The following is a 25918-nucleotide window of genomic DNA, read 5'->3' as shown; positions in this document are numbered from 1 at the left end:
GCCTGCCCATCATTTCAACAGGAGTAAAGAGAATGGCAAAATTTGCATTTGTGTACCACGGTGGCGGTAAGCCTGAGACACCGGAAGAGGGTGAAAAGGTCATGGCCAAATGGATGGACTGGTATGGCGGCATGGGGGCCTCGGTCGCCGACCCCGGCGCGCCGGTGGGCATGTCCAAGACGGTCACAGCATCGGGTGTGCAGGATGACGGCGGTGCAAATCCGACCTCTGGCTACACCATCGTGACCGCGGATAATATGGACGCGGCGCTGGAAATGGCCAAAGGCTGCCCGATCCTCGATGGGGGAAAGGGCACCGTCGAGGTCGCCGAAATTATCGAAATGTAAGCGCTTTCGCAGACCGCGCGCGGCCCGGCATGTCCGGGCCGCGTGTTTATTGTTGCAGCAGCCCGGCGGCGGGCCGCATATAGCCCGTCACATGCCTGCGCTGATTTAAGATCGGCGCATTGATATAGCGCTGCGCGTCAGGATGTGCGGCGTCCAGCACCCCCAGGCGCACCAATAACGCCGCAATAGCGCATTCGGCGGCGCGGGTTGCGCCATCAGTGATCTTCAGGGCAACGCCCAGTTTCCGTTCCGGGATCACCGCGACAAAAAACGCCTCGGCCCCAAATTTGACCGCAACCTTTCCCTTCATGGCCCGCATAAGCCGGGTGCAGGCGCGGGCTTCTCCTGCGACCAGCTCGGGATAGGCGGTCATGGCCTTAATCAACCGGGCGGCGGCGGCACTACGCGCGCCGCCATCCGGGCGGGCCGCTGCGAAAAAGGCCATAGCGCGGGCCATGCCCAGCAGCGACGCCGCATGATTGGGGGCAGAACAGCCATCAATGCCAAAGCCCGGGCTGAGTTCCTCAGTCAGGGCATTGAAGGCACTTAAACACGCCTGCTGCACCGGATGATCCATGTGATGATAGTCGGGCCCCGCGCCAAGATGCTGCGCGAGCGTCAGGAACCCGGCGTGTTTGCCAGAGCAACTGTTGTGTAGCTGGCAACCGGCTTCGTCGCGCTTCAGCAGCGCGTGCCGCGTTGCGCGATCAAGGGGCGTTTGCGGCCCGCAGCGCAGCGCGTCCTCTGACAGGCCAAGCCCCACGAGCCACTCCGCAACCGGCTGCGTATGCATTGCTGCCCCGCTATGCGAGGCGCAGGCCAGCGCGAGGTGATGGTTCTTCAGCCCAAAAGCCTTGGCTGCGCCACTTTCGATCAGTGGAAGGGCCTGAATCATCTTGGCAGAGCTGCGGGGCAGAACAATTTGCATGGGATCGCCCCATGCTTCGATGATTTCGCCCGTCGCAGAACATACGACCGCATGCCCGCTGTGCCTGCTTTCGACAAAGGGGCCTCGGGTAATTTCGACCAGCGGGGCAGGATGCGTCATCGTCACCTTCAAATATGGGCAATTTCGTGCCAACGGGGCTTTCACCGCCTGACAAAATCAGGATAAAGTACAGCCATCGAGAATGACAATGCCCGCCAGGTGAATATCGGTGAACAGATAGGGGCGCGGCATGGGATTGAGGGTACACAGCTTGGAGGCTGTTGATATGGGATTTACGAATTTGCGCGCGGGTCTATTCGGCGTGGTGGCACTGGCGATGGCCGGCACGGTCGCTGGGGCACAGGAAAGCACCAATCAGGTCGCCGCCAAGACCGACTGGAGCGTGTTTGAAGAGACCAACCCGCGCGAATGCTGGGCGGTCAGCACCTTTAAAGAAAGCGTCAACACCCGCAACGGCGCGGTGGTTGCTGTGCGGCGCACGCAAACGCTGTTGATGGTCTTTTATCGCCCCAATGGTGGCGTGACAGGTCAAGTGGGCTTTACCGGCGGCTATCCGTTTAAATCGGGCTCGACGGTTTCGATGAAAATCGATGATGAGTCCTATGACCTGTTCACCGAAGGTGAATGGGCCTGGCCCGCCAGCGCGGATGATGACGCCAAGATTGTTGCCGCAATGAAACGGGGCAAGACAGCCGTTTTGGTTGGGTCCAGCGGCCGCGGGACGCGCACCGAAGACACATTTTCCCTGCTGGGCTTCACGGCAGCGGTGGATGACGCAAACCGGCGGTGCAGCTAACGGCGCCTCGGCCCCGGGCCGAGACTACACGACTTAAAGCGTTCCAAACGGCTGGCGTCATGTTAGCCGTTTGCTTTTGTGGTCAAATGGTGTAACCCACGCGCTTGATTTCCTGGAGACTCGCCATGACCAATAGCGCGCCCATTACGCAAGACGTCCATACTATTCCGCGCAAGCTGCCCGAAGGCGGCAAGGTAAACCTTGTTGGCCTGACACGTGAAGCTTTGCGTGATGTGCTGATTGCGCATGGCACCCCTGAGAAACAGGCCAAGATGCGCGTCGGTCAGATCTGGCAATGGATCTACCAATGGGGGGTGCGTGATTTTCACGCCATGACCAACCTGGCGAAAGCCTATCGTGCGCAATTGGACGAAGCCTTTGTGGTCGAGATCCCGGAAGTGGTCTCAAAACAAGTGTCAAGCGATGGCACACGCAAGTATCTGGTGCGCATTGCCGGGGGCCACGAGGTTGAGGTGGTCTATATCCCCGAAACCGATCGCGGCACGCTTTGTGTGTCCTCGCAGGTCGGCTGCACGCTGACCTGTTCTTTCTGTCATACCGGGACACAGAAACTAGTGCGTAATCTGACGGCGGGCGAGATCGTCGGGCAGATCATGATGGCGCGCGATGATCTTGGTGAATGGCCGGTGCCCGGTGCTCCGAAGGACGAAACACGTCTGTTGTCCAATATCGTGCTGATGGGCATGGGTGAGCCCCTGTATAATTTTGAAAATGTCCGCGACGCAATGAAGATCGCCATGGATGGCGAAGGCATTTCGCTTTCGCGCCGCCGCATTACGCTGTCGACCTCGGGCGTTGTGCCGGAAATTGCCCGCACCGCCGAAGAAATTGGCTGTCTGTTGGCGGTGTCCTTCCATGCGACCACCGATGAGGTGCGCGACAAGCTGGTGCCCATCAACAAGCGCTGGAATATCGAAGAGCTGCTGAACGCGCTGCGCGACTATCCGCGTCTGACCAATAGCGAACGGATCACGTTTGAATATGTGATGCTGCATGGTGTGAACGACAGCGATGAAGATGCGCATCGTCTGGTGAAGTTGATCGAAGGGATCCCGGCCAAGGTGAACCTTATTCCGTTCAATGAATGGCCCGGCGCACCCTATAAACGGTCGTCCAATAACCGCATCCACGCCTTTGCCAATATCATCTATCAGGCGGGCTATGCCTCGCCGATCCGCACTCCGCGCGGCGAGGATATTCTGGCGGCCTGTGGTCAGCTGAAATCAGCGACCGAACGTGCGCGCAAGTCGCGCAAACAGATCGAAGCGGAAGCTGGCGTCAAGAATTAACCCTTTGGTAAGGCGCGTTGCGCCACCTTGGGGCATGGATGAAATCACTGTGATGTTCGAGTTGGATCGTGCGGTGTTTGACACGCTGCGCGACGCTGCTGATGCCAATGGTGTCAGCCCGGCGGATATAATCCGCCTGGCCATCATGCGTGACCTCAGCGCGCGCCGCTTTGCCCCGGTGGAGCAGGCGGCAAGCCCCGCCCGCACCGCAAATTAGGCGTTAGCAACGACCGGGGATTGAATCGCGCATTTGTGGCGTTCCCCAATTGTCGATGGCTGCAATGGCCTCTTCTGCCGTTTCCACAAACCGGAACAGGTCAAGGTCTTCGGCTGAAATTGTCCCGGCGTCGCTGAGGGCATCCCAGTTGATGATCTTTTCCCAAAAGGCACGTCCAAACAGCAAGAATGGCACCCGTTCCATGCGCCCGGTCTGGATCAGTGTAAGCGCTTCGAACAATTCATCCAGCGTGCCAAACCCACCGGGAAAAACGCAGATCGCGCGGGCACGCATCAAAAAATGCATCTTGCGAATGGCAAAATAGTGAAAATTGAAACAAAGTTCCGGGGTGACATAGGCATTGGGGGCCTGCTCAAAAGGCAGCACGATATTCAGCCCGATGGAGACGCCCTTGGCGTCCACCGCCCCGCGGTTGCCGGCCTCCATCACGCCGGGGCCACCGCCCGTGACGATCACATCTTCGCGCCCGCCGGTTTCGTTGGATCGCAGCGTCATCAAGCGGGCAAATTCACGCGCTTCGTCGTAAAAGGCTGACAGATCCGCCAGTGTCTCGGTGCGGGCCTGATCCTTTTTTGCTGGCTCTGGAATGCGCGCACCGCCGAACATCACAATCGTGCTTTTGACGTTCTGTTCATCCAGCAGCATTTCCGGTTTCAGCAGCTCCAGCTGCAAACGGACGGGGCGCAACTCTTCGCGGCAAAGAAAATCATCATCGGCAAAGGCAAGACGATAGGCGGGCGCACGGGTTTGCGGAGTATCCGGCACCTCTTTGGCTTTGGTGCGGTCGGCATGTGCGTCGCGAAACGGTGTGCGATGATCGTCTTTCATACTGGATAAGTCCTCGTAATTGCGCATTTCCTTAGCCCTAGCGCGTTCCGGGCGATGTGGCCAGAAACGCTTTGGGCTGCTCAGGATAACATAGCGCGGGGCAGATGCATGTCACATCTTGATGACCAAGGGCACCCTTCTGGGGTGACGTTTTGGGAACGTTTCGCTATGTAAGCTCGAATCCTGACGAATGGAGCCAAAAGTCATGTCAAACGCGCAACTTGAAACGGCGATCGAGGCGGCCTGGGACGCCCGCGACACCATCACTCCCGCCACGACCGGCGAAACACGCGAAGCGATCGAAGATACGCTGAACGCGCTGGACAGCGGCAAACTGCGCGTTGCAGAAAAGATGGAAAATGGCGATTGGCATGTCAATCAATGGGCCAAGAAAGCTGTTTTGCTTGGGTTCCGCCTGAAAGATATGGAAGAGCAATCCGGTGGTCCACAAGGCTCTGGCTGGTGGGATAAAGTCGACAGCAAATTCAAAGGCTGGGGCGAAAACCAATGGCGCGCGGCTGGCTTTCGCGCCGTGCCCAACACCGTAGTGCGCAAATCTGCCTTTATTGCGCCCGGCGTTGTCCTGATGCCATCTTTCGTTAACCTTGGCGCTTATGTCGACGAAGGCACCATGGTGGATACCTGGGCCACGGTCGGCTCCTGTGCGCAGATCGGTAAGAACGTGCACCTGTCTGGCGGCGTCGGCATTGGCGGCGTTCTTGAACCGATGCAGGCCGGGCCAACCATCATCGAAGACAACTGCTTCATCGGGGCCCGCTCCGAAGTGGTCGAAGGCTGTATCATCCGCGAGGGGTCGGTTCTGGGCATGGGCGTATTCATTGGTCAGTCCACCAAGATCGTTGACCGTGAAACCGGCGAAGTCATGTATGGCGAAGTGCCACCCTATTCTGTTGTTGTTGCGGGCTCCATGCCGTCCAAGAACGGCATCAACCTCTATTGTGCGGTGATTGTGAAACGTGTGGATGAACGCACACGCTCCAAGACCGGCATCAACGAGTTGCTGCGCGACTAAGCGCGGGCGACAAACTTCTGCCATCCGCGCCCCGCGGGTGGCAGGCCATTCTTCAGAAAGTATGCCCCCAATGGACAAGCCCAAGAAACCATCGCGTCAGCAAGTTTATACCCTGCTTGTGCAAGTGGGCCGCAAGGATGGTGACGGGCTGCCCGAGGATGCCACCGGCGCGGCGCTGATGATCTATGCCTCGGGCGTGGACGAAGCCGAAGCCGTGCGTGAAACGGTTGCCATTCTAAAGCAGGCCGACCTCGCCCCGCTGGATGTCACCGGCTATGGCACGCTGGATGAACGCAAAGCGCAGGGGCATGAAATCGATGCGGACGAGCGCGAATTGATGCAGCGGGCACTTGATGAGAATTCCGTTGTGGTTGCGCATATGACGCCATTTTTCAATGGCGAGGAAAGTGCCGAAGAAACGCTGCCACAGTGATCCTAGGCGGCGCGATGCTGCGCCAAGGTCACGGCCTCAAAGTGTTTGAGGATCGCATAGGTGGTTTTGGAATGCTCCGGCAGGGACTGCGGATCAAACTGGCCTAGCAAGGTGTGCCTGAGCAGATCTTTCTTGCGGCGCATGCGCCCGATGCCCAGACTTTCAAGGGCCGTTCCATTGACCATGATCGCTTCGTGATCGGGCAGCAAGAGCTGTACAAATGTCACCAGCTGGTGCCCCGCCTCGGGATGGGCAGAGGCATTGGACATCAGATGTTTGACGGGGACCAACACATTTTCCGCGCCAAAAAGATACTCCACCTGGGTACCCCCGACGAGCAACCGGGCCTCGGGGGTGACAACGATATCGTGGGTTAGCCCGAAATATGGGGCGCGCAGGCGCACGGGTTGAAAGGATCCGCGCGCCGGTAGGGTGTGGCGCAGGCTGTGTATAACCGGCACGGAGTCCCCCGCCAGCGTCGTGACCAAGTCGCCGCGTTTCAGTGCGCCAGCGGGCTTTTCCCCAAACGGGGTCATGATCGGTGTGCGAGGGCAAAGCGTGGGCAACGGGCCCACTGGCTCCACCCGGTCCGACAAGGCCATAAAGATCACCTCATCGCCAACAAAACGATGTGAGGTCGGGCACATCAGGGATCGCAATGCCGCTTGGGGGATGGGGTTGGCGGCCGGAAATACATGCCGCCAGATGTGCGGTGTGCCGGGCATCTCAACAACGAGATGCGCGTAGCCCTGCGCGACATTCCACGCATAGCTGATGCGCAATATGTCACTTGGATCAGAGGCGGTCGGTGAGAGGGCGGCGTGCTGGTGGTGCCCTGCCTGCTGCAAAAAGAAATGAATGCCGCCCGTGGGCATGGCTTGCAGCGCCAGGTCAAATGGTGCCCCGCCCGGCAGCGTCAATGCCAAGAGCGGTTTGGGCCGATCATGCGGAGAGAGCCGCGCCTCAAGCATCAATGTGCCGCTTGGCCAAAGCGCCTCGGGGGCCAGCCGGGCCATGGCGCGCGACAGGGCATGCCCCTGTGCATCTGCCAGGGCGCACCAGCTCATCGCTGGGCCTTTGGGGCGAAAGGTTTCATATCGCTGCTCATCCCGCTGTGATCCGGGTTTCGTTTTGGAATAGCACGCTTCGCCTGACCGCCACAGCAATTTCTGCGCCACGCTCATGAATTGCACCGCTCTGCGTTCCAAGGTAGGGCTGGGGCACGTTAAAATGAGGATACCATGTCAAACGTCGATGCCGCCGCGCTGACCGCCCAGTTGATCCAATGCCCGTCGATCACACCCGAAGAGGGCGGCGCGCTCACCTTGCTTGAAGCGCAGCTGAGCGCGGCCGGATTTACCTGCACGCGGGTCGACCGCAATGGCATCAGCAATCTTTTTGCCCGTTGGGGTGACAAGGCCCATGCAAAGACATTCGGCTTTAACGGCCACACCGATGTGGTGCCGCTGGGCGATGAAAGCGCCTGGAGCATGCCGCCCTTTGGCGCTGAGGTGAAAGATGGCGTGATGTATGGGCGCGGGGCCACGGATATGAAATCCGGTGTTGCGGCCTTTGTGGCGGCGGCGATTGATCATGTGCAAACGAGCCCGCCCGAGGGCGCAATTGTTCTGGCCATCACCGGCGATGAAGAGGCCGAGGCGCTGGACGGCACCCTCGCGCTGCTGGACTATATGGCCGAGGCGGGCGAACAGATGGCGGTCTGTCTGGTGGGGGAGCCGACCTGCCCCAATGAGATGGGCGAGATGATGAAAATCGGCCGTCGCGGTTCGATCAACACCTGGTTCACCTTCACCGGGGTGCAGGGCCATGCCGCCTATCCACATCGCGCCAAAAACCCTTTGCCCGCCATGGCCCAGCTGATGGCGCAGCTTTCAGCGCATGAGCTTGACACGGGCACGGCGCATTTTGATCCATCCACTTTGGCGGTTGTGACCATGGATACCGGCAATCCGGCCACCAATGTGATCCCCGCCGAATGCCGCGCGACGGTCAACATCCGGTTCAATGACGCCCATTCCGGTGCATCGCTCACCGACTGGCTCAAGGCGCAGGCAGATGCGGTTGCCGCCCAGACCGGGATTGAGATTGACATGAAGGTCAAAATTTCAGGCGAGAGCTTTATCACACCGCCCGGCGCGCTTTCGGACCTTGTGGCCAACGCGGTCGAGGCCGAAACCGGCCGCCGGCCAGAATTGTCCACCAGCGGCGGCACATCCGACGCGCGGTTTGTGCAGCACCATTGTCCGGTTGTCGAATTCGGCCTTGTGGGCAAAACCATGCATCAGGTGGATGAATGCGTTGACGTGGCGCAGATCCATCAGCTCAAGGCGATCTACGCGCGCATTTTGCGGGATTATTTTGCATGACTTGGCAAATCTTTGTCACCGACGATATCGAGACCTGCCTGGCGTTGCGGCGCGTGGTTTTTATCGAAGAACAGAATGTGCCAGAGGCCGAAGAGATTGATGACCTTGACGATCAGGCCATCCATCTTTTGGCCACCGTCGACGGCAGTCCCAAAGCCACGGCACGGCTGTTCGTAAAGGGTGACACAGGAAAAATCGGCCGTGTTTGCGTCGTCAAATCGGCGCGTGGCACCGGTCTGGGCGTCGCAATCATGCAATATGCGATGGACCATCTGAAAACACAGCCGGGGGTCAAGCGGCTGATGCTCAGCGCGCAGGAGCAGGCGATGGGTTTTTACGAGCGGCTTGGGTTTGTGGCCTATGGCGACAGCTATGATGACGCGGGTATTCCGCACCGCGATATGGAAGTGCAGCTGTGAGAGCCACGCTGGTTGTCATGGTGAAAGAGCCGCATCCCGGCCGGGTGAAAACCCGCCTTGGGCGCGACCTCGGTATGACCGGGGCGGCCTGGTGGTTCCGTCATCAGGTGGCCGCAGTGTTGCGCCGCCTGCAATCGCCGAAATGGGACCTGGTACTGGCAGTCGCGCCGGATCATGAGGGATTGCAAAGCCGTGTGTGGCCCGCGCATTTGGCGCGGATACCGCAGGGTGCCGGCGATCTTGGCGCGCGGATGGCGCGCATTTTTCGTACGCTGCCGCCGGGGCCGGTCTGTATTATCGGCGCCGATATTCCCGGGATTACACAGCAGCATATCGCCAGCGCCTTTGCTGCGCTGGGCACGCAAGATGCCATCTTTGGCCCCGCCCCAGATGGCGGCTATTGGCTGGTGGGGCTGAAACGCGCTCGCGCCGTGCCCGCCGGTCTGTTTGAGGGCGTGCGCTGGTCTACCGAACACGCGCTTTCTGACAGCATCGCGACCATGAAAGATTTGCGCATCGCCAAAATTGCAACCTTGCGTGATGTTGACACGTTGTCAGACCTGAAGACCCTGACCGATCTTTCCCGGTGACGATACGGGCACAACATGCTAGGGCGCAAACATGAGAATGCCATCAAAAGAGGAAATCCTTGAGTGGATTTCCGAAAACCCGACCCTGACCAGCAAGCGCGACATTGCCAAGGCCTTTGGAATCAAAGGCGCCGCGCGGATCGACTTGAAACGTATCCTGCGGGAGCTTGAGGCCGAAGGTCATCTTGAGAAACGGAAACGCAGCTATGCGGACCCAGACCGCTTGCCGCCCGTTTCTGTGCTTGAGGTCATGGGCACTGGCGTGGATGGCGATCTTTATGCGCGCCCTCTGGAATGGCAGGGGAGCGGCGCGGAGCCGGTGATTTTACTGATGCTCAAGGCGAGCGATCCGGCACTGGGAGAAGGTGACAGGTTGCTGGCCCGGCTGACGCAGGTCGGCGGGGAAGAGCATCAATATGAAGGGCGGTTGATCCGCCGGATCGGCACCAACCCAACGCGCATCCTGGGCGTCTTTCGCAAAACCGCTGAGGGCGGGCGTATTCTGCCCATCGACAAGGGCGAGGCCAAGGAATGGATGGTGCCCGCCGGGGCAGTCAATGACGCCAAAGATGGCGAATTGATCGAAGCCGAACAGATCGGCCCAAAGGGCCGCATGGGCCTGCCGCGCGCCAAGGTTGTCACCCGCTTGGGCGATCCCAGCGCGCCCAAGGCTGTATCGTTGATTGCCATCCATCAGCACGGCATTCCTGACAGTTTTCCCGATGCGGCCATTGCTGACGCGGATTCAGCCAAACCCGCGCCTTTGGGCAAGCGCACCGATTTGCGCGATATGCCCTTGGTCACAATCGACCCGGCCGATGCGCGGGATCATGATGATGCGTGCTGGGCCCATGCGGATGATGACCCCAAAAACGAAGGCGGTCATATCGTTTGGGTCGCGATTGCCGATGTGGCGCATTACGTGCGCCCGGGATCCGCGCTGGATCGCGAGGCGCGCAAGCGTGGCAACTCCAGCTACTTCCCAGACCGCGTGGTGCCGATGTTGCCGGATCGCTTGTCAGGCGACCTCTGTTCGCTGCACGAAGGTGTGCCGCGCGCCTGTATCGCCGTGCGCATGACGCTGGATGCCAAGGGCCGGATGATCGCGCATAAATTTGTGCGCGGCATGATGCGCTCTGTCGCCTCGCTGAATTACGAAGAAGTTCAGGCCGCGCAGGACGGCGCGCCCAATGCGCGTTGTGCCGAACTGATGGATGAGGTGATTGCGCCGCTCTATGCCGCATATGCCGCAACAAAGCTGGCGCGCGCTGAACGCCAGCCGCTTGATCTGGATCTGCCGGAACGCAAAGTTGTGCTGACCGACGAAGGCCAGGTGGCCTCAATCAAGTTTCGCGATCGGCTGGACGCGCATCGCCTGATCGAAGAATTCATGATCATGGCCAATGTCGCGGCGGCCGAAACCCTGATCGCCAAGCAATCGCCGCTGTTGTTCCGCGTGCATGAAGAGCCAAATCCGGAAAAACTGGACAGCCTGCGCGAAGTGGCGCGCGCGGCGGGGTTCAATATGGCCAAGGGGCAGGTGCTGAAAACGGCCCATCTGAACAAATTGCTGAATGACGCTGCGGGCACAGAAGAGGCTGAACTGATCAATCTTTCGACTCTTCGGTCAATGACGCAGGCCTATTATGCGCCCAGCAACTTTGGTCACTTTGGTCTGGCGCTGCAATCTTATGCGCATTTCACGTCGCCCATTCGACGCTATGCCGATCTGATTGTCCATCGCGCGCTGATCACGGCGCATGGCTGGGGCAAGGATGGGCTGACGCCCGAAGACATCGAAACGCTGGAAGACACCGCAGCGCATATTTCCCAGACCGAGCGGCGTTCAATGCTGGCGGAGCGCGACACCACAGATCGCTATCTTGCGTCTTACCTGTCGGAACGGGTTGGCAATGAATTCACCGGCAAAATCAGCGGGATTGCGCGTTTTGGTGTGTTTGTGAAACTTGATGAAACCGGGGCCGACGGGCTGGTGCCAATGCGCGACCTTGGGCGCGAATATTTCCACTTTGATGCGGAAAACAATATTCTGGTTGGCTCGGATACCGGGATGACCATCGGGCTGGGGCAGCGCGCGCTGGTCCGCCTGGCCGAGGCAACCCCTGTCACAGGCGGGATCGCGCTGGAGCTGCTGGAACTGGATGGCGTGCGCCCCGGCAAAGGCGGCGGCAATGCGCGTCGTGGACGCGGGCCTTCGGGCAAACGCAAGCTGTCGGCGGCCAAGAAAAAGGCTGCCAAAACCCGCCGCACTGTGGCGCGCAAGCGCCGTTAATGCGCGGCCTGCTCCGGTTGCTTTAGATGGTAGGTCAACGCATGGCGGATCAATGTCGCAAGGCGAAAGGGTTCGATATCAGTGATGCTGTCAAACAGCACCGCTCGATTGCCATCGAGCCGATCCCACCCCGGAAATCGCATCGCATAGGTTGAGATCACCCCGGATTGGCAGTGCGCAAAAAGCGCAAAGCTGGCAGATTTATGCGTGCCAAGCCGCAACGGCGTGGCCGCGCGCCGCTTGGGTGTGATGTAGGACGGTTGCCCCCAGCGCAGCACTTCGGCCAGAGGGCCGATCTGAGGCAGAGTATTGGCCTCTTCGAAAATCAGCTGCCGTAATAACAAAAGCCCGGCGCGCGCCTCGGGGGGATAGGCGTGGAAAGTCGCGTCAAGGTCCGGTGTCAAAGCTGGGGGCATTGCAAAGCCTCTTGGGGTCTTTGCAGAATTTAACATGGCCTCTTGCCAATTTCTGTCAGTATGGCCGACTATAGCGGGGTCATGTCCCGTACCGCCCGCCTGTTTCAGCTTATGCAATCCCTGCGCAGTCTGTCGCCGCCTGTGACCGCAGAGGTGCTGGCCAGTGAACTTAGCGTGTCGCAACGCACGATCTATCGTGACATCGACAGTTTGCGCGGACTCGGCGCTGTGATCGATGGTGAGGCGGGTTTTGGATATACGTTGATCGAAGACGCGAGCCTACCGCCGTTGGCCTTTGAGGATGAGGAATTGGAAGCGCTGGTTCTGGGTCTGCGCGAGGTGATGGCAGTGGGCGACCCGGCGCTTGCCCAGGCGGCGGACTCTGCGTTTTCAAAGCTGCGGGCGCGTTTGCCGGATGGGCAGGCGCACCGCTTACGCCATGCGGTGCTGAGCGCGCAAAGTTTTTCGCCGCCGCCGGCCCCCACCGTGGATGCGCGCGTTTTGCGCCGGGCGGCCTGGGAGGAGCGGCGCATTGCCTTTGACTATATCGATGCCGTGGCCGCGCAGACCCACCGCGAGGTGGACCCGCTGTCGATTGTCTATATGCAGATGAGTCATTGTCTGTTGGCATGGTGTCATCTGCGGCAGGATTACCGGGCCTTCCGGCTGGATCGCATGCAAAACCTCACGGTGCTGGAGCAAAGCTTCCGCCCGCAGCGTGTTCCGATGCTGCGCATCTATCTTGAGCGGATGCGCGCGCATTCGCCGGGAAGCTGCTGATCCCAAGTTTGCTATTCTCCGGCTGCCGTCTATCTGATTAGCTAAAGCTATTGAGGATCGAGGGGGGCAAAATGCAAATACGGCATTTGAAACGCGCCTGCGCGAGTGGGTTAATTTTATTGGTATCGATGGGTCCGCTTTGGGCCAATGCACCGGAGCGCTCGCTGCGCCCTGTGCCGCGCGAGTCAGCGCCACAGCCAGAGGGCATTCGCGTCGCGGCGGTTGGGCCGGTGGCCATGTCGGCGCGGCCTGTGGCCCGGCCGGACGATTTGCTTCTGCGGCCCGAGGTCACTTTGGCGAATGCCCGATTTGAAAATTGGATTCGCAGTTTCAAATCCCGGGCCAAGCGGCAGGGGATTTCTGGGGCGGTGCTGGACCGCGCGTTTCGCGGGGTCAGCTATAATGCCGATGTGGTGCGCCGGGACCGAAACCAATCCGAATTCACCAAAACGCTCTGGGAGTATCTGGATACCGCCGCCTCTGATACGCGCGTGAAAAACGGGCGGGCCGCGTTGCGCAAACATGCGCGCACGCTTGAAGCGATTGAGCGCACCTATGGTGTGGACAAAGAAGTGGTGGTCGCCATTTGGGGCCTTGAAAGCGCCTATGGCGCGGTGCGCGGCGATACCCCGGTCATCGAAGCTTTGGCCACATTGGCCTTTGATGGGCGGCGCGGGCGTTTCTTTGAGGCGCAGTTGATCGCTGCGCTTAAGATCCTGCAAAGTGGCGATACCGTACCAAGGCGTATGGTTGGCAGCTGGGCCGGGGCGATGGGGCATACGCAGTTCATCCCGACGAGTTACCTGTCTTTTGCCGTTGACTTCACAGGCGACGGAAAACGCGACATCTGGTCTGATGACCCCACAGATGCGCTGGCGTCAACCGCCGCTTATCTCAAACGCTCTGGCTGGCAGTCGGGCGTGCCTTGGGGCATCGAAGTGTCCCTGCCGCGCGGTTTTAATTATGGGCTGGCCAATCGCAAGATCAAGAAGATGCCCAGCGAATGGGCGGGCCTGGGGGTGCGCGCGGTTGATGGAACCTCTGTGCGTGACTATGGCCGCGCGTCACTGCTGTTGCCCGCAGGCCATCGCGGCGCAGCTTTTCTGATTTTCCGCAACTTTGATGCGATTGAACGGTACAACACGGCGGACGCCTATGTGATCGGTGTCGGGCATCTGAGCGACCGCATCAAAGGGGGCGCCAAAATCAAATCGAGCTGGCCGCGCAATGACCGGGCGTTGACCTTCTCTGAGCGTAAAGAATTGCAACGTCGCCTGACCGCCAAAGGGTTTGATACGGTCAAGATCGATGGCAAGATTGGCCCGCTGACGATTGAGGCGGTGCGCGCCTATCAACGCGCCATCGGCATGGAGCCCGATGGCTATGCCTCGCTAGATATCCTCAAGCGCCTGCGCTAGGGCGACGATCTCGGCGCAATAGCCGTCTTCGTAATCCGGGGCGTCGCGCTCGGATTGCCAGAGGCAATAGGCGGCAAGGCGAAAGTGATAAAAAGGACAAAGCATACGATAGCGTATGTTTTGCCCCTCTGAGAATTGTCCAAGAAATTCAGATACCTCCGCCGCCGCCAAGGGCGTGCCACGATACAGCATCTGCATGCCTGGCGAGAGGAAAGTTGCCAGATCTTCGGTGGCGTCACCAATCGCCGGGCATTGCCAATCGATCAGGTGGAGACCACTGGGATTGCGGATGAGATTGCCGGCGACGATATCTGTGTGCAGCAATACATGATCCTTGGTTGGCAGAACTGAATGCTGCGGGCGCAGGGCGCTCAGTGACGCGACGTTGCGGCACTGCGCCAGAATTGCATCTGCTTGTGCCAATAGCGCGTCGCTGCCATTGGCAGCTTGCCGCAGCCCCTCAGGTGGGGGGATGGCGTGCAGTCGCTTGATCAACCCGGCGACGTCTTTTGTACCGTCGCGCCACTGCGCCCCGGGAATGGCTTGATAGAGGTTGAAGTGGCCCAGCCCGTGGTCTGCGCTGGCAATCAGCTCCGGCGCAAGGCCGGTGCCGGAAAGGTGCCGCAGCAGTATTGCCTCGGCCTTGGGGTCATTGGGAAAGAGCGGGTTGCCAGCCGGGGCGCGATAGAGTTTCAGAATGACCGCATCCGCTGTGCCTCGGCGCGTCAGTCGCCAGGCACTGTTGGTGCGCCCGCCAAACAGGGGGTGCCAGTCACCGTCTGTGGCCCAGGCGACATGTGTCGCGACCACGTGGCGCAAAGATTGCGGAGGCTGCGTTGGGGTCAGGATCACGGTCAGGCCTTTGGAATTCCGGTGAGGGGCAGAGTATCTTTGTCCGCTCAGAGGCACAATATGGTCCCCTCTGCCTCGGCCATACGCCCCCGTATTGTGATGCAAGGTCTGGGCCAGGCTGGTAAATGCCCCCGCTGGCCTTCTGCGATGCGGTTCCTGCTGGCCCCTCGCGCAGCGCCATGGCAAAAGAAAGTACCTAACGACGGAGCGCGCCATGACCGACACTGCGAAGACTTCATTTGGCAAAGGCTGCCATCTGCATCTGATCGACGGATCGGCCTTTATCTTTCGCGCCTATCATGCCCTGCCACCGTTGACCCGCAAATCGGACGGGCTGCCCATCGGTGCGGTTGCCGGGTTCTGCAACATGCTCTTCAAGCAGGTTGAGGACAACAAAGGCCCGGACGCACCAACCCATGTTGCGGTGATCTTTGATTATTCGGGCAAATCGTTCCGCAACGATATGTATGACCAGTACAAGGCCAACCGCCCGCCGGCACCCGAAGATCTGGTGCCGCAGTTTCCGCTGACCCGCGAGGCGACGCGCGCCTTTAACATCGCCTGCGAGGAAGTCGAAGGCTTTGAAGCTGATGACATCATTGCGACCCTGGCCTGTCAGGCCCGCGCTGCCGGGGGCCGCTGCACCATCATCAGTTCCGACAAGGACCTGATGCAGCTTGTTGGCGACGGCGTTGAAATGCTGGACGCCATGAAGAACAAGCGCATTGACCGCGACGGGGTGTTTGAAAAATTCGGTGTGACCCCGGAACAGGTGGTGGATGTGCAGGCGCTGGCAGGGGACAGCGTCGACAATGTGCCGGGCGCGCCTGGCATTGGCATCAAGACCGCCGCGTTGTTGATCAATGAATATGGCGACCTGGAAACACTGCTGGACCGTGCCGAAGAGATCAAACAGCCCAAGCGCCGCCAGACACTGCTCGACAATCGCGATCAGATCGAACTGTCAAAGCGGCTGGTGCAACTGGATTGCGAGATGGACCTGCCCTTCACGCTTGACGATCTTGAAGTGCAAGAGCCCGATCCAGAGGTGTTGCTGCCGTTCCTGGCAGATATGGAATTCCGCACCCTGACGAAACGCATCGCCGAACAGGCCGGCATAGAGCCACCCGTGATCAGCGATACGCCGTCACCTGAGGCAAGCTCCGCAGCAGATGCCCCTGAGGACATGGGCTTTGATGTTGACGCCTACGAACATGTCGCTGACGCCGCTGCGCTGCAGGCCTGGGTGGCCAAAGCGCGCGGCCGTGGCTGGGTGGCGGTGGATACCGAAACCACCGGGCTGAACGAAATGCAGGCTGACCTTGTTGGCGTCTCGCTTTGTGTTGAGGCGGGTGAGGCCTGCTATATCCCGCTGGCGCATGTCAAAGGCGATGCGGACGATCTTTTTGGCAGCGATGAGCGCGTGCCAGATCAGATGGCGCTTGAAGAGGCGCTTCAGATTCTCAAGCCGCTGCTTGAAGATGACGCGGTGCTGAAGATTTTTCAGAACGCCAAATATGATTGCAAAATCTTCAAACGTTACGGCGTCACGGTTGCGCCCATTGATGACACGATGTTGATGTCCTACGCGCTGAACGCCGGGCTACATAATCACGGCATGGATGTGCTGAGCGAGAATTACCTGAGCCACAAGCCGATTTCGATCAAAACACTTTTGGGCAGCGGCAAATCTGCGATCACTTTTGACAAGGTGCCCGTGGCCGACGCGGTGAAATATGCCGCTGAAGACGCCGATATAACCTTGCGGCTGTGGCAGCGGTTCAAACCGCTATTGCACCAGAAACAAGTGACAACCGTTTATGAAACGCTGGAGCGCCCGCTCGTGCCTGTGTTGTCTGAAATGGAAATGCACGGCGTGAAGGTTGATCGCGATACGCTCAGCCGCATGTCCAATGCCTTTGCGCAGAAGATGGCGCAATTTGAGGCGGAACTGCATGAAATGGCGGGCAAACCTTTCAACGTGCAATCGCCGGCGCAGGTTGGCCAGATCTTGTTCGAAGATCTCGCGCTGGAGGGCGGCAAGAAAACCAAGACCGGCCAATGGTCGACCCCGGCGGATGTGCTGGAGGATCTGGCGGCCACGCATGAATTTCCGCGGCGGGTATTGGATTACCGCCAATTGCAAAAGCTGAAATCGACCTACACGGATGCTCTGCAGGATCACATTGATGCCGACACCGGCCGCGTGCACACATCTTATTTGCAGACCGGTGCCAATACTGGCCGTCTGGCCTCGACCGACCCAAACTTGCAAAACATTCCAGTGCGCAGCGAAGAGGGTCGCCGCATCCGCGAGGCCTTTGTGGCCGCGCCGGGCAATAAGCTGATCAGTCTCGATTACAGCCAGATTGAGCTGCGCATTCTGGCGCATATGGCGGATATCGACGCGCTTAAACAGGCGTTCAAGGATGGGCATGACATTCACGCCATGACGGCGTCAGAAATGTTTGATGTGCCCCTGGACGAAATGACGCCAGAGGTACGCCGCCAAGCCAAGGCCATTAACTTTGGTGTGATTTACGGCATTTCTGCCTTCGGTCTGGCGCGCAACCTGCATATTCCGCGTGCGGATGCGCAGGCTTTCATCACTCGGTATTTTGAACGGTTCCCGGGCATTCGCACCTATATGGATACCACGAAGGCCTTTGCCAAAGAGAACCTCTTTGTACAGACACTTTTTGGCCGGAAAATCCACATGCCGCAGATCAACGCCAAAGGCCCGCATGCCGGTTTCGCGCAACGCGCGGCCATCAACGCGCCGATCCAGGGCACCGCAGCCGATATCATTCGCCGGGCTATGGTGCGGATGCCTGATGCCATCGCCGACCTTCCGGCGAAGATGCTTTTGCAGGTGCACGATGAATTGATTTTCGAAGTGGCCGAGGATGCGGTCGATGACACAATCGCGGTGGCGCGCCGTGTCATGGAGGGGGCGGCAGACCCAGCCGTGAAGCTGGATGTGCCTTTGATTGTGGATGCAGGTGTGGGCGACAATTGGGCTGAGGCCCACTAGAGGCCCGGCTTAGCTGGATTTCTGGAAAATCCCGATGGAATTTCCAAAAGGATCAACCGCATATTGAAAACGCCCGTCGGGCAGCGGAATCGGCTCCCCCAGGATTTCGGCACCGCTTTTGCGAATGCGTTCAATGGTGGCTTCCAGCGAATCTGGCGCATGCAGGTGAATGGTCGGGCCGCTGCCTTTTGGGGCAGGGGTCCCTTCGTAAAGATGCCCGGCGACATCCATCGCGCCATCCTTGGGGAAAAAGGCGACGTCGTTGGGCTCCATTTTTGTGCGCGGCATTTCGGTGTTAAACAGGCTCTGATAAAAGGCAATACCTTCGTCCAGATTGGTGACAGGGATCTCGGCCCAAACAACGGTGTCTTTTACGGGGTAAGTCATAGTGCACTCCTTAATGTTCACGGAGTGTTCCTATCAGGCCCTGCTGTCAGTTTTCGCCAGTAGGCGGGGTGCGTTCAAAGCGCGTCGCTGCGGATGATCGGAAAAAACGCACCGCCTGAATAGATGCCAAGCCAACCATCTTCTTCGGTTGCGCAGTCCATCAGGCGGTAAAATGTTTTGCGATCAATCAACGCCTGAAGGCCGTTGCGCACCATGACATAAGGGGCCGGCGTGCCCGCTGCTTGGTCAATGACCACGCTGATCGGGTGATCTGGCCCTGCGTGCACGACATCACCGACATGGGTCTCAAATGTCAGAACTTGCGCCGCGCCTTCGCCACTGCGGCTCACATCGAGGGCCACAAAGGGCGCATCCTCAACGGTAATTCGCCATTTTTCCACCGGCGTGACCAGACAATACTCTGCCCCTTCCTTTTTCAGGATCGAAGAAAACAGTTTCACCAGGGCAGGCCGTTGAATGGGGCTGCCTTCGTGAAACCAGGTGCCATCGCGGGCAATGCGCATATCCATGTCGCCGGACAGCGGCGGATTCCACAGATGCACCGGCGGCAGCCCGGTCTTACGTGCTGCCTCTGCCGCCTTCGCAAGGCTGGCGGCGCTGGGATTTACAACATTTTGTGTACTCATTGTTTTTGCCATTTTACACGAAGGCGATAGACTTCCCCTAAGCATAGATAAAACGGGAGATTTGTCATGTCCGATCCAGAGGCGCTGCTGAGCGAAATTGATGCCCTTGGGGCCAAGCTTGGCGCAGCCAAAGCGACGATCACCCGGCAGTTCATCGGGCAGGAACGTGTGGTGAACCTGACCTTGGCGGCGCTGCTGTGCGGCGGGCATGCCTTGCTGATTGGTTTGCCGGGGCTCGGCAAGACTCGGCTTGTTGAAACTTTGTCGACGGTAATGGGCCTCAACGGCAATCGCGTGCAATTCACGCCGGATCTGATGCCCGCCGATATTCTTGGCTCGGAAATCCTGGAAAAGGTCAAAGGTGGTGCCCGCGAATTCCGTTTTGTGCCCGGCCCGATTTTTTGCCAGCTGTTAATGGCGGATGAAATCAACCGCGCCAGCCCGCGCACCCAATCCGCGTTGCTGCAAGCCATGCAAGAACGCAAGGTGACAGTGGCCGGAGAGGATCGGCCATTGGACGCGCCATTTCATGTGCTCGCGACCCAAAACCCGATTGAACAAGAAGGGACCTATCCGCTGCCAGAGGCGCAGCTCGATCGGTTTTTGGTTCAAATTGACGTGCCCTATCCTGATCGCGAAACCGAGCGTGACATTATCTTGGCAACAACCGGGACCGAGGAAGAGCTAGCACAACAGGTGTTTACCGCCGAAGAGCTGATCGCGGCGCAGGCGCTGCTGCGACGGATGCCGGTCGGTGAAAGCGTGATGGAGCGGATTCTTGATATCGTGCGCGCCTGTCGACCTGATGATGACACCGCCAGCGCGCGCGTTCACGATGTCGTGTCATGGGGCCCGGGGCCACGTGCTGCACAGGCCTTTATGTTGATGGCCCGTGCCTGGGCGCTGCTGGATGGGCGGCTTGTGCCCTCCATTGATGATGTGATGGACCTCGCCGGACCTGTGCTGAGCCACCGGATGGCGCTGAATTTCGCAGCACGCGCCCGCGGCGAAAACCTCTTGGACGTTATTGATGACGTGGTCGCTGCCGCAGACCGCGCCGAGGCCGCTGCGTGAGCGCCCACCCCCAGCTCCGGCGGCGCGCGGAAGCGGCAGCAGCACGTTTGCCTGCACTTTTGGCGCGGGCGGACACGCTGGCAAATACTGTCTTGCTGGGGGAACATGGGCGGCGACGCTCGGGGCTGGGGGATGATTTCTGGCAGTACCGGCCTGTGCAGCCCGGCGACAGCTACCGCATGATTGACTGGCGCCGCTCGGCCAAGAGTGATGCGCAATTCGTGCGCCAAAAAGAATGGCAGATCGCGCAGTCGGTTGCGCTTTGGATCGATGATGCCGCCTCAATGCGCTACGCCAGCCACAAGGATCTGCCCACCAAAGCTGACCGCGCCCGGCTGCTGGCGCTGGCGATTTCAATCCTGCTGATCCGGGCCGGTGAGCGCGTGGGCCTGACCGGCCCGACCTTGCCTCCGCGCCGCGGTGATGGGCAGATCTGGCGGCTGACCGAGGCGTTGATGCAAGACGGCGCGACTGATTATGGCGTGCCCGAGGCGCGGGCATTGATCCCACGTTCGCGCGCCTTGTTCATTTCCGACTTTCTGGGGGATTTCGACGCCTTTGAATTTGCGCTGGCCAAGGCCGCAGATCGCGGCGTGCGCGGCGTTATTTTGCAGGTGCTTGATCCGTCCGAGGCCGAGTTTCCGTTTCGCGGGCGGACCATTTTTGAAAGCATGGGGGCTGAGGTCTTTCACGAAACGCGCAAAGCGAATGAGTTGAAGGACCGGTATCAATCGCGCCTGCAGGACCGGCAACGACAATTGCGGGCATTGGCGCGCGCTACAGGCTGGCAATATCACTGGCATCATACAGATGCGCCGGTGCAATCGGCCCTGTTGTGGCTCTATCGCGCGATGGAACGGGGGCACTGATGCTGGGTTTGCCACTCGCCTTTTCTGCGCCCTGGGTTCTGACCGCGCTGATTGCCTTGCCGATCTTGTGGTTCCTGTTGCGCGCCGTGCCCCCCGCACCCATCCGCAAACGCTTCCCGGGTGTGGTCCTGCTGCTTGGCTTGCAAGATGACGAAAGCACTATGGATCGCACGCCCTGGTGGCTGCTTTTGATGCGCATGCTGCTGATTGCTGCGGTGATCATCGGCTTTTCCGGCCCGGTGTTGCAGCCGGATGGGGCCGCGCCCTCCGGCCGCCCGCTTTTGGTTGTGATGGACGGGGATTGGGCCGCGGGCCCCGGATGGGCGCGTGACCGCGCCGCGATTGAGGACGCTTTGGCCGAGGCTGAGCGCACCGGGCGTACGGCGGCGATGTTGCGGCTGACTGCCCCGGAACCGGCGCAGTTTCTGCCAGCTGGCGTCTGGGTCAGGCGGGTGGCGGAATTTGCCCCACTGCCTTGGACCCCATCTGAAACCGGCATTGCCACGGCCATCAGCGCCCTGCCTGACGATGATTTTGACACGCTTTGGGTGTCCTCGGGCTTGGCTTATGTGGGCCGCACCGACATGTTGGCGGCCTTGGAAGCGCGCGGTCAGGTGGCCGTGCTGCAGCGGGCCGCCCCTCTTTTGGCACTGGATGATGTGTCTTTGGCCGATGGCGTGCTGACATTGTCCACGCAGAAGCTTGGCCCCGGCGCGGCGGCGCAGACTGTCTCTGTGATTGGCGAAGACCCTAATGGTGCCGAAGTTGCGCTGGCACAGGCGGAGGTGCAGTGGGGCGCTGCGCGCGCTGAGCAGTCTGAGGTGCAATTTGCGCTTCCGGCTGAAATGCGCGGTCGCATTTCACATTTTCGCATTGATGGCGTGTCCTCGGCCGGCGCACGCTTTATGACCGACGATCGCATCCGCCGCCGAGAGGTTGCTTTGGTCGAGGTGCGCGGGGATCGCGAGGGGTTGGAGCTGCTGTCGCCGACCCACTTCCTGCGCCAGGCGCTTGTGGAAAGCGCCGAAGTGATTGACGGCGCGATCCCCGACATCATTCCCGCCAACCCCGATGTGATCATACTGGCCGATGTTGCCGCCCTCGCCCCCTCTGAAGAGGCGCGTTTGCTGGAGTGGACCGAAAATGGCGGCCTGTTGTTGCGCTTTGCCGGGCCACAGATGGCCGCCAGCGACCTGAGCCGCGCCGAGGAAAATCCGCTGATGCCGGTGCGCCTGCGCGCGGGGGGGCGCACGGTGGGTGGCGCGATGAGCTGGGGGGAGCCAAAAGCGCTGGCCCCGTTTTCGCCGCAGGGGCCATTTGCTGGCCTGAAAGTGCCGGACGATGTGCGGGTCACGGCGCAGGTGCTGGCGCAGCCAGATCCAAATCTGGCGGATCGCGTCCTGGCAGAGCTCAACGATGGAACGCCCTTGGTGACACGCAAGCCGGTGGGCGCCGGGCAGGTGGTGCTGTTTCATGTCACGGCCAATGCCGAATGGTCCGGCCTGCCGCTTTCGGGGCTGTTTGTGCAGATGCTGGATCGGCTGGCTGTGCTTTCGGCTGGCTCCGCTGATGCTGCTGAGATCATGGCCGGAACCATTTGGACCCCGATTGAGGTTCTGGATGGGCTGGGCCGCATTCAAGATGGCCAGACCCTCACCGGGGTGGAAGGCGCGGCGCTGCTTTCAGCGCCCCTGAGCGCCGCGTTGCGCCCGGGCGTTTACCGCGATGGCGGCAAGACTGCGGCGCGCAATGTGCTGCGTAAGGGCGAAAAAATTACGCTGTTTGATTGGCCCGCGCATGTGGCCATTTCCGAAGGGGCGGCAGCAACAGCCAAAGAACTGAAACCCTATTTCCTGAGCCTCGCGTTGGTATTGCTCCTGGCGGACACGCTTGCTGCGCTGATCTTGGCAGGGCGGCTGAGTAACTGGCGCACCGCCTTGATTGCGTTTGCGCTGGTTGCCGCGCCGTCGCCGGGTGACGCGCAAGCGACTGGGACGCTGCCGGGCACCGATGAAATAGCTCTGGCATATGTCCTGACGGGAAATGCCGCGCTGGATGATCTGTCTTATGCGGGTCTTTATGGGCTGAGCGATATGCTCTACATGCGCACATCGGTTGAGCCGGTGAACCCTGTTGGGGTGGATTTGGCGCAAGATGAATTGGCGTTTTATCCGTTTCTCTACTGGCCGATTTCTCCGGATCAATCCTTGCCGAGTGATACGGCTTACGAAAAGCTGAACGACTATCTCAGATCCGGCGGGCTGATCTTGTTTGATACCCGGGACGCGGATGTCGCTGAACTGGGCGCGTCCAGCCCGAATGGGCGCAAGTTGCAGGCCATCGCCCGTGCGCTTGATATTCCGGCGCTTGAGCCGGTGCCAGGCGATCATGTTCTGACGCGGACCTTTTATTTGTTGCAGGATTTTCCCGGGCGCTATGCCGGGCGTGGCGTTTGGGTCGAGGCGGCCCCACCGGATGCCGAACAGATCGAAGGCATGCCGTTCCGAAACCTGAATGACGGGGTGACGCCTGTGGTGATTGGGGGCAATGACTGGGCCGCCGCCTGGGCAACGGACACAAGGGGCACGCATCTTTATCCTGTGGGGCGCGGCAGCACGGGCGCACGCCAGCGCGAGCTTGCCTATCGCTTTGGAATCAACCTGATCATGCATGTGCTGACGGGCAATTATAAGTCGGATCAGGTGCATGTGCCTGCGCTGCTGGATCGGTTGGGCCAATGACAAATACGATCTATTGGGCCCCGATGTTGCCAATCTCGCTGATCCTCGCACTTGTGGTGTGCTGCGTGCTGTTTGTCGGCCTTGCCCTTTGGCGCGGGCTGAGTGGCTGGTGGTTGCGCGCGGCTGGGGCCGGGGTCTTGATTTTGGCGCTATTGGGGCCGGGGCTGCAACGCGAGGACCGCGCGCCGCTTTCTGATATTGTGATCCTCTTGGAAGATCAAAGCGCAAGCCAACGGTTGGGCGACCGCGCCGAGAGGACCAGCGCCGCCGCCGCGCAATTGGCGGCGCAGATTGCTGCCCGGCCCAACACTGAGGTCCGGCGCGTTCCGGTACCGGACGGTGCCGGTGATGCGGGCACCGCATTGATGGAAGCGTTGACAGATGCACTGAGGCGCGAGCCGAGCGCGCGCGTCGCGGGCATGATCGCGCTTTCTGATGGCCGGGTGCATGATGCCGATGCAGCGCCGGACTTACCCGCGCCGCTGCATTTGCTGACCACCGGGCGGGCCTCTGATTGGGACCGGCGGTTGACGGTCAGCAACGCCCCTGCCTTTGCCATTCTTGATGAGCCGATCACATTGTCGCTGCGTATTGACGATACGGGCGCAGCGCCCGGGGCGGCCGAAGCCCCCTTGGAGGTCTCTGTGGATGGCGATGAGCCGCAGCGCTTCATGATCCCGGTGGGCGTGGAGATGGATGTGCCCGTGACCTTGCCTCATGGCGGGCGCAATGTGCTGCAGTTTACGGTCCCGACCGCAGATGGCGAATTGACGGACCGCAACAACACCGCAACCATCCAGATCAATGGCGTGCGTGATCGCCTGCGCGTCCTGCTGGTCAGTGGCGAGCCGCACCCGGGTGGCCGGACCTGGCGCAATCTTCTGAAATCTGACAGTTCGGTGGATCTTGTACATTTCACCATTCTGCGCCCCCCTGAAAAACAGGATGGCGTGCCCGTGGACGAGCTTTCGTTGATCGCTTTTCCCACGCGCGAATTGTTCCTTGAGAAGATCGACGATTTTGATCTGATCATTTTTGATCGCTACAAACGCCGGGGGATTTTACCTGCGATCTACCTCGATAATGTGGTCGACTACGTCAAGAATGGCGGCGCGGTTTTGCTGGCGGCGGGCCCTGATTTTGCCACTGCCGAAAGCCTCTATCGCTCCCCCCTGTCCGAAGTATTGCCCGCCGGGCCGTCCGCACTTGTGATCGACCAATCCTTTGTGCCCAATGTCAGTGACCTTGGCGCGCGTCACCCCGTGACCGCCGGGCTGCAAACCCCAGAACCCTGGGGGCCTTGGCTGCGCCTTGTCGATCTGATTCCTGATCGCGGTCAGATTCTGATGACGGGGGCCGGGGAACGGCCGTTGCTGGTGCTGGACCGCGTTGAAAATGGCCGCGTTGCGCTGTTGGCCTCTGATCAGGCCTGGCTGTGGGCGCGCGGCTATGAGGGGGGCGGGCCGCAGCTCGAACTTCTGCGCCGCTTGGCACATTGGATGATGGCGGAGCCAGACCTTGAGGAAGAGGCGCTTTGGGCCGAAGCGAACGGGCAAATGATGCGCATTTTCCGCCGCTCATTATCCGAAGAGGTCGGCGCGGTCACAGTGGAAACCCCGAGCGGCGAGCAGGTCACTTTGTTGTTGACCGAAACCAGCCCGGGATTGTTTGAGACGCAATATGAGGGCGCAGAACTGGGTCTCTATCGGCTGACAAATGACGATCTGAGCGCCGTGGTTGGCCTTGGGCCTGCTGCGCCGCGCGAATTTTCTGAGGTGATTGCGACCGGGGAGGTGATGGCCCCGGTGATTTCACCGCTGCGGGGCGGGATCAAATCGCTCGAAGAGGGGCTGCCTTCGTTGCGCAATGTCCGCCTGGGGCGACCAGCCGCGGGCAATGGCTGGCTGGGTCTGACACCACGGGGTGCCTATGAAACCCTCAGCGTGTCGCGGACGCCATTGATGCCCGGTTGGCTTGTGCTGCTGCTGATTTCTGCGCTTGTGATTGGCGGTTGGTTGCGCGAAGGGCGGCAATAGCGCCGTTGGCTGCATAAAGCTGTTCAATCCGGCCGCAAGCC

Annotated in this window: 24 protein-coding genes; 17 read left to right on the top strand and 7 right to left on the bottom strand. The window is 60.1% G+C overall.

Annotated elements, in window-relative coordinates; genetic code table 11:
• Positions 1 to 32: 32 nt before the first annotated feature.
• Entirely contained in the window at positions 33 to 347 is a 315-nt protein-coding gene (locus tag N6L24_RS05020; RefSeq protein ID WP_271843567.1) for a hypothetical protein, read from the top strand.
• Positions 348 to 393: 46 nt separating this feature from the next.
• On the opposite strand, the gene N6L24_RS05015 is transcribed toward N6L24_RS05020, so the two are convergent.
• Positions 394 to 1395, bottom strand: coding sequence for an asparaginase (locus tag N6L24_RS05015; protein WP_271843566.1), 1002 nt, complete (start codon positions 1393 to 1395; stop codon positions 394 to 396).
• 166 nt (positions 1396 to 1561) lie between these two features.
• Here N6L24_RS05015 and N6L24_RS05010 point away from each other — a divergent pair, with 166 nt between their 5' ends.
• From N6L24_RS05010 to N6L24_RS05000, 3 genes are all read left to right on the top strand, one after another.
• Positions 1562 to 2092, top strand: a complete 531-nt coding sequence (locus N6L24_RS05010) for an invasion associated locus B family protein (protein ID WP_271843565.1) — start codon at positions 1562 to 1564, stop codon at positions 2090 to 2092.
• A 125-nt stretch (positions 2093 to 2217) separates the two neighbouring features.
• The gene (gene rlmN / locus N6L24_RS05005; protein WP_271843564.1) at positions 2218 to 3402 is read left to right on the top strand and encodes a 23S rRNA (adenine(2503)-C(2))-methyltransferase RlmN; all 1185 of its coding nucleotides are present in this window, start codon (positions 2218 to 2220) and stop codon (positions 3400 to 3402) included.
• A gap of 34 nt (positions 3403 to 3436) precedes the next feature.
• Entirely contained in the window at positions 3437 to 3619 is a 183-nt protein-coding gene (locus N6L24_RS05000; RefSeq protein WP_271843563.1) for a hypothetical protein, read from the top strand.
• Between the two features lie 3 nt (positions 3620 to 3622).
• Here the strand turns inward: N6L24_RS05000 and N6L24_RS04995 are convergent, their stop codons facing one another.
• Complete coding sequence (locus N6L24_RS04995) at positions 3623 to 4468, bottom strand: TIGR00730 family Rossman fold protein (RefSeq protein WP_271843562.1); 846 nt, start codon at positions 4466 to 4468, stop codon at positions 3623 to 3625.
• Between the two features lie 205 nt (positions 4469 to 4673).
• On the opposite strand from N6L24_RS04995, the gene dapD reads away from it, so the two are divergent.
• Positions 4674 to 5501, top strand: coding sequence for a 2,3,4,5-tetrahydropyridine-2,6-dicarboxylate N-succinyltransferase (gene dapD / locus N6L24_RS04990; RefSeq protein WP_271843561.1), 828 nt, complete (start codon positions 4674 to 4676; stop codon positions 5499 to 5501).
• Positions 5502 to 5571: 70 nt separating this feature from the next.
• Positions 5572 to 5934 carry a hypothetical protein gene (locus tag N6L24_RS04985; protein ID WP_271843560.1) on the top strand — a complete coding sequence of 121 codons (363 nt, stop codon included), beginning with the start codon at positions 5572 to 5574 and terminating at the stop codon, positions 5932 to 5934.
• A 2-nt stretch (positions 5935 to 5936) separates the two neighbouring features.
• Here the strand turns inward: N6L24_RS04985 and N6L24_RS04980 are convergent, their stop codons facing one another.
• Positions 5937 to 7118, bottom strand: a complete 1182-nt coding sequence (locus tag N6L24_RS04980) for a Hint domain-containing protein (RefSeq protein WP_271843559.1) — start codon at positions 7116 to 7118, stop codon at positions 5937 to 5939.
• 57 nt (positions 7119 to 7175) lie between these two features.
• Here N6L24_RS04980 and dapE point away from each other — a divergent pair, with 57 nt between their 5' ends.
• Genes dapE through rnr form a run of 4 tightly spaced genes read left to right on the top strand, consistent with a single transcriptional unit; the run spans position 7176 to position 11623 of the window.
• Entirely contained in the window at positions 7176 to 8321 is a 1146-nt protein-coding gene (gene dapE / locus N6L24_RS04975; RefSeq protein WP_271843558.1) for a succinyl-diaminopimelate desuccinylase, read from the top strand.
• Positions 8318 to 8740, top strand: a complete 423-nt coding sequence (locus N6L24_RS04970; RefSeq protein ID WP_271843557.1) for a GNAT family N-acetyltransferase — start codon at positions 8318 to 8320, stop codon at positions 8738 to 8740. The genes dapE and N6L24_RS04970 overlap by 4 nt, the downstream gene beginning before the upstream one ends.
• Entirely contained in the window at positions 8737 to 9330 is a 594-nt protein-coding gene (locus N6L24_RS04965) for a TIGR04282 family arsenosugar biosynthesis glycosyltransferase (RefSeq protein ID WP_271843556.1), read from the top strand. The genes N6L24_RS04970 and N6L24_RS04965 overlap by 4 nt, the downstream gene beginning before the upstream one ends.
• 31 nt (positions 9331 to 9361) lie before the next feature.
• Positions 9362 to 11623, top strand: a complete 2262-nt coding sequence (rnr, locus tag N6L24_RS04960) for a ribonuclease R (protein WP_271843555.1) — start codon at positions 9362 to 9364, stop codon at positions 11621 to 11623.
• On the opposite strand, the gene N6L24_RS04955 is transcribed toward rnr, so the two are convergent.
• The gene (locus tag N6L24_RS04955; protein ID WP_271843554.1) at positions 11620 to 12039 is read right to left on the bottom strand and encodes a DUF1801 domain-containing protein; all 420 of its coding nucleotides are present in this window, start codon (positions 12037 to 12039) and stop codon (positions 11620 to 11622) included. The two genes, rnr and N6L24_RS04955, sit on opposite strands and share 4 nt — an antisense overlap.
• Positions 12040 to 12120: 81 nt before the next feature.
• Between N6L24_RS04955 and N6L24_RS04950 the strand changes: the two genes are divergently transcribed.
• Together N6L24_RS04950 and N6L24_RS04945 are read left to right on the top strand one after the other, a co-directional pair.
• Positions 12121 to 12819 carry a helix-turn-helix transcriptional regulator gene (locus tag N6L24_RS04950; RefSeq protein WP_271843553.1) on the top strand — a complete coding sequence of 233 codons (699 nt, stop codon included), beginning with the start codon at positions 12121 to 12123 and terminating at the stop codon, positions 12817 to 12819.
• Positions 12820 to 12890: 71 nt separating this feature from the next.
• A complete protein-coding gene (locus tag N6L24_RS04945) occupies positions 12891 to 14237 on the top strand; it encodes a lytic murein transglycosylase (RefSeq protein WP_271843552.1) in 1347 nt (448 codons plus the stop codon).
• Here N6L24_RS04945 and N6L24_RS04940 read toward each other — a convergent pair.
• A complete protein-coding gene (locus N6L24_RS04940; protein WP_271843551.1) occupies positions 14211 to 15089 on the bottom strand; it encodes a phosphotransferase in 879 nt (292 codons plus the stop codon). The genes N6L24_RS04945 and N6L24_RS04940 overlap by 27 nt on opposite strands.
• 214 nt (positions 15090 to 15303) lie before the next feature.
• On the opposite strand from N6L24_RS04940, the gene polA reads away from it, so the two are divergent.
• Complete coding sequence (gene polA, locus N6L24_RS04935; protein ID WP_271843550.1) at positions 15304 to 18123, top strand: DNA polymerase I; 2820 nt, start codon at positions 15304 to 15306, stop codon at positions 18121 to 18123.
• Positions 18124 to 18132: 9 nt separating this feature from the next.
• On the opposite strand, the gene N6L24_RS04930 is transcribed toward polA, so the two are convergent.
• On the bottom strand, positions 18133 to 18510 hold the full coding sequence (locus N6L24_RS04930) for a VOC family protein (protein WP_271843549.1): 378 nt from the start codon (positions 18508 to 18510) through the stop codon (positions 18133 to 18135).
• 74 nt (positions 18511 to 18584) lie between these two features.
• On the bottom strand, positions 18585 to 19157 hold the full coding sequence (locus N6L24_RS04925) for a DUF1285 domain-containing protein (protein WP_271843548.1): 573 nt from the start codon (positions 19155 to 19157) through the stop codon (positions 18585 to 18587).
• A gap of 66 nt (positions 19158 to 19223) precedes the next feature.
• On the opposite strand from N6L24_RS04925, the gene N6L24_RS04920 reads away from it, so the two are divergent.
• The 4 genes from N6L24_RS04920 to N6L24_RS04905 are packed head-to-tail and all read left to right on the top strand — an operon-like array spanning position 19224 to position 25877.
• Positions 19224 to 20231, top strand: coding sequence for an AAA family ATPase (locus tag N6L24_RS04920; protein ID WP_271843547.1), 1008 nt, complete (start codon positions 19224 to 19226; stop codon positions 20229 to 20231).
• Positions 20228 to 21100 (top strand): DUF58 domain-containing protein, encoded by an 873-nt coding sequence (locus N6L24_RS04915; protein WP_271843546.1) that lies wholly within the window; start codon positions 20228 to 20230, stop codon positions 21098 to 21100. The genes N6L24_RS04920 and N6L24_RS04915 overlap by 4 nt, the downstream gene beginning before the upstream one ends.
• The gene (locus N6L24_RS04910) at positions 21100 to 23841 is read left to right on the top strand and encodes a DUF4159 domain-containing protein (RefSeq protein ID WP_271843545.1); all 2742 of its coding nucleotides are present in this window, start codon (positions 21100 to 21102) and stop codon (positions 23839 to 23841) included. The genes N6L24_RS04915 and N6L24_RS04910 overlap by 1 nt, the downstream gene beginning before the upstream one ends.
• On the top strand, positions 23838 to 25877 hold the full coding sequence (locus N6L24_RS04905) for a hypothetical protein (RefSeq protein WP_271843544.1): 2040 nt from the start codon (positions 23838 to 23840) through the stop codon (positions 25875 to 25877). Before N6L24_RS04910 ends, N6L24_RS04905 begins: the two co-directional genes overlap by 4 nt.
• Positions 25878 to 25918: the final 41 nt, after the last annotated feature.

Origin of the sequence: Cognatishimia sp. SS12 (assembly GCF_028369055.1) — a bacterium.
In the GTDB taxonomy this organism is placed as follows: domain Bacteria; phylum Pseudomonadota; class Alphaproteobacteria; order Rhodobacterales; family Rhodobacteraceae; genus Cognatishimia.
The sequence above is the reverse complement of the archived record's forward strand: the minus strand, read 5'-3'. Positions and strand labels throughout refer to the sequence as shown.

What these genes read in the sequence shown, in the direction of transcription:
- N6L24_RS05020 (WP_271843567.1), top strand. Translation starts at nt 33, where the DNA reads ATGGCAAAATTTGCATTTGTGTACCACGGTGGCGGTAAGCCTGAGACA.
- N6L24_RS05015 (WP_271843566.1), bottom strand. Translation starts at nt 1,395, where the DNA reads ATGACGCATCCTGCCCCGCTGGTCGAAATTACCCGAGGCCCCTTTGTC.
- N6L24_RS05010 (WP_271843565.1), top strand. Translation starts at nt 1,562, where the DNA reads ATGGGATTTACGAATTTGCGCGCGGGTCTATTCGGCGTGGTGGCACTG.
- rlmN (WP_271843564.1), top strand. Translation starts at nt 2,218, where the DNA reads ATGACCAATAGCGCGCCCATTACGCAAGACGTCCATACTATTCCGCGC.
- N6L24_RS05000 (WP_271843563.1), top strand. Translation starts at nt 3,437, where the DNA reads ATGGATGAAATCACTGTGATGTTCGAGTTGGATCGTGCGGTGTTTGAC.
- N6L24_RS04995 (WP_271843562.1), bottom strand. Translation starts at nt 4,468, where the DNA reads ATGAAAGACGATCATCGCACACCGTTTCGCGACGCACATGCCGACCGC.
- dapD (WP_271843561.1), top strand. Translation starts at nt 4,674, where the DNA reads ATGTCAAACGCGCAACTTGAAACGGCGATCGAGGCGGCCTGGGACGCC.
- N6L24_RS04985 (WP_271843560.1), top strand. Translation starts at nt 5,572, where the DNA reads ATGGACAAGCCCAAGAAACCATCGCGTCAGCAAGTTTATACCCTGCTT.
- N6L24_RS04980 (WP_271843559.1), bottom strand. Translation starts at nt 7,118, where the DNA reads ATGAGCGTGGCGCAGAAATTGCTGTGGCGGTCAGGCGAAGCGTGCTAT.
- dapE (WP_271843558.1), top strand. Translation starts at nt 7,176, where the DNA reads ATGTCAAACGTCGATGCCGCCGCGCTGACCGCCCAGTTGATCCAATGC.
- N6L24_RS04970 (WP_271843557.1), top strand. Translation starts at nt 8,318, where the DNA reads ATGACTTGGCAAATCTTTGTCACCGACGATATCGAGACCTGCCTGGCG.
- rnr (WP_271843555.1), top strand. Translation starts at nt 9,362, where the DNA reads ATGAGAATGCCATCAAAAGAGGAAATCCTTGAGTGGATTTCCGAAAAC.
- N6L24_RS04955 (WP_271843554.1), bottom strand. Translation starts at nt 12,039, where the DNA reads ATGCCCCCAGCTTTGACACCGGACCTTGACGCGACTTTCCACGCCTAT.
- N6L24_RS04950 (WP_271843553.1), top strand. Translation starts at nt 12,121, where the DNA reads ATGTCCCGTACCGCCCGCCTGTTTCAGCTTATGCAATCCCTGCGCAGT.
- N6L24_RS04945 (WP_271843552.1), top strand. Translation starts at nt 12,891, where the DNA reads ATGCAAATACGGCATTTGAAACGCGCCTGCGCGAGTGGGTTAATTTTA.
- polA (WP_271843550.1), top strand. Translation starts at nt 15,304, where the DNA reads ATGACCGACACTGCGAAGACTTCATTTGGCAAAGGCTGCCATCTGCAT.
- N6L24_RS04930 (WP_271843549.1), bottom strand. Translation starts at nt 18,510, where the DNA reads ATGACTTACCCCGTAAAAGACACCGTTGTTTGGGCCGAGATCCCTGTC.
- N6L24_RS04925 (WP_271843548.1), bottom strand. Translation starts at nt 19,157, where the DNA reads ATGAGTACACAAAATGTTGTAAATCCCAGCGCCGCCAGCCTTGCGAAG.
- N6L24_RS04920 (WP_271843547.1), top strand. Translation starts at nt 19,224, where the DNA reads ATGTCCGATCCAGAGGCGCTGCTGAGCGAAATTGATGCCCTTGGGGCC.
- N6L24_RS04910 (WP_271843545.1), top strand. Translation starts at nt 21,100, where the DNA reads ATGCTGGGTTTGCCACTCGCCTTTTCTGCGCCCTGGGTTCTGACCGCG.
- N6L24_RS04905 (WP_271843544.1), top strand. Translation starts at nt 23,838, where the DNA reads ATGACAAATACGATCTATTGGGCCCCGATGTTGCCAATCTCGCTGATC.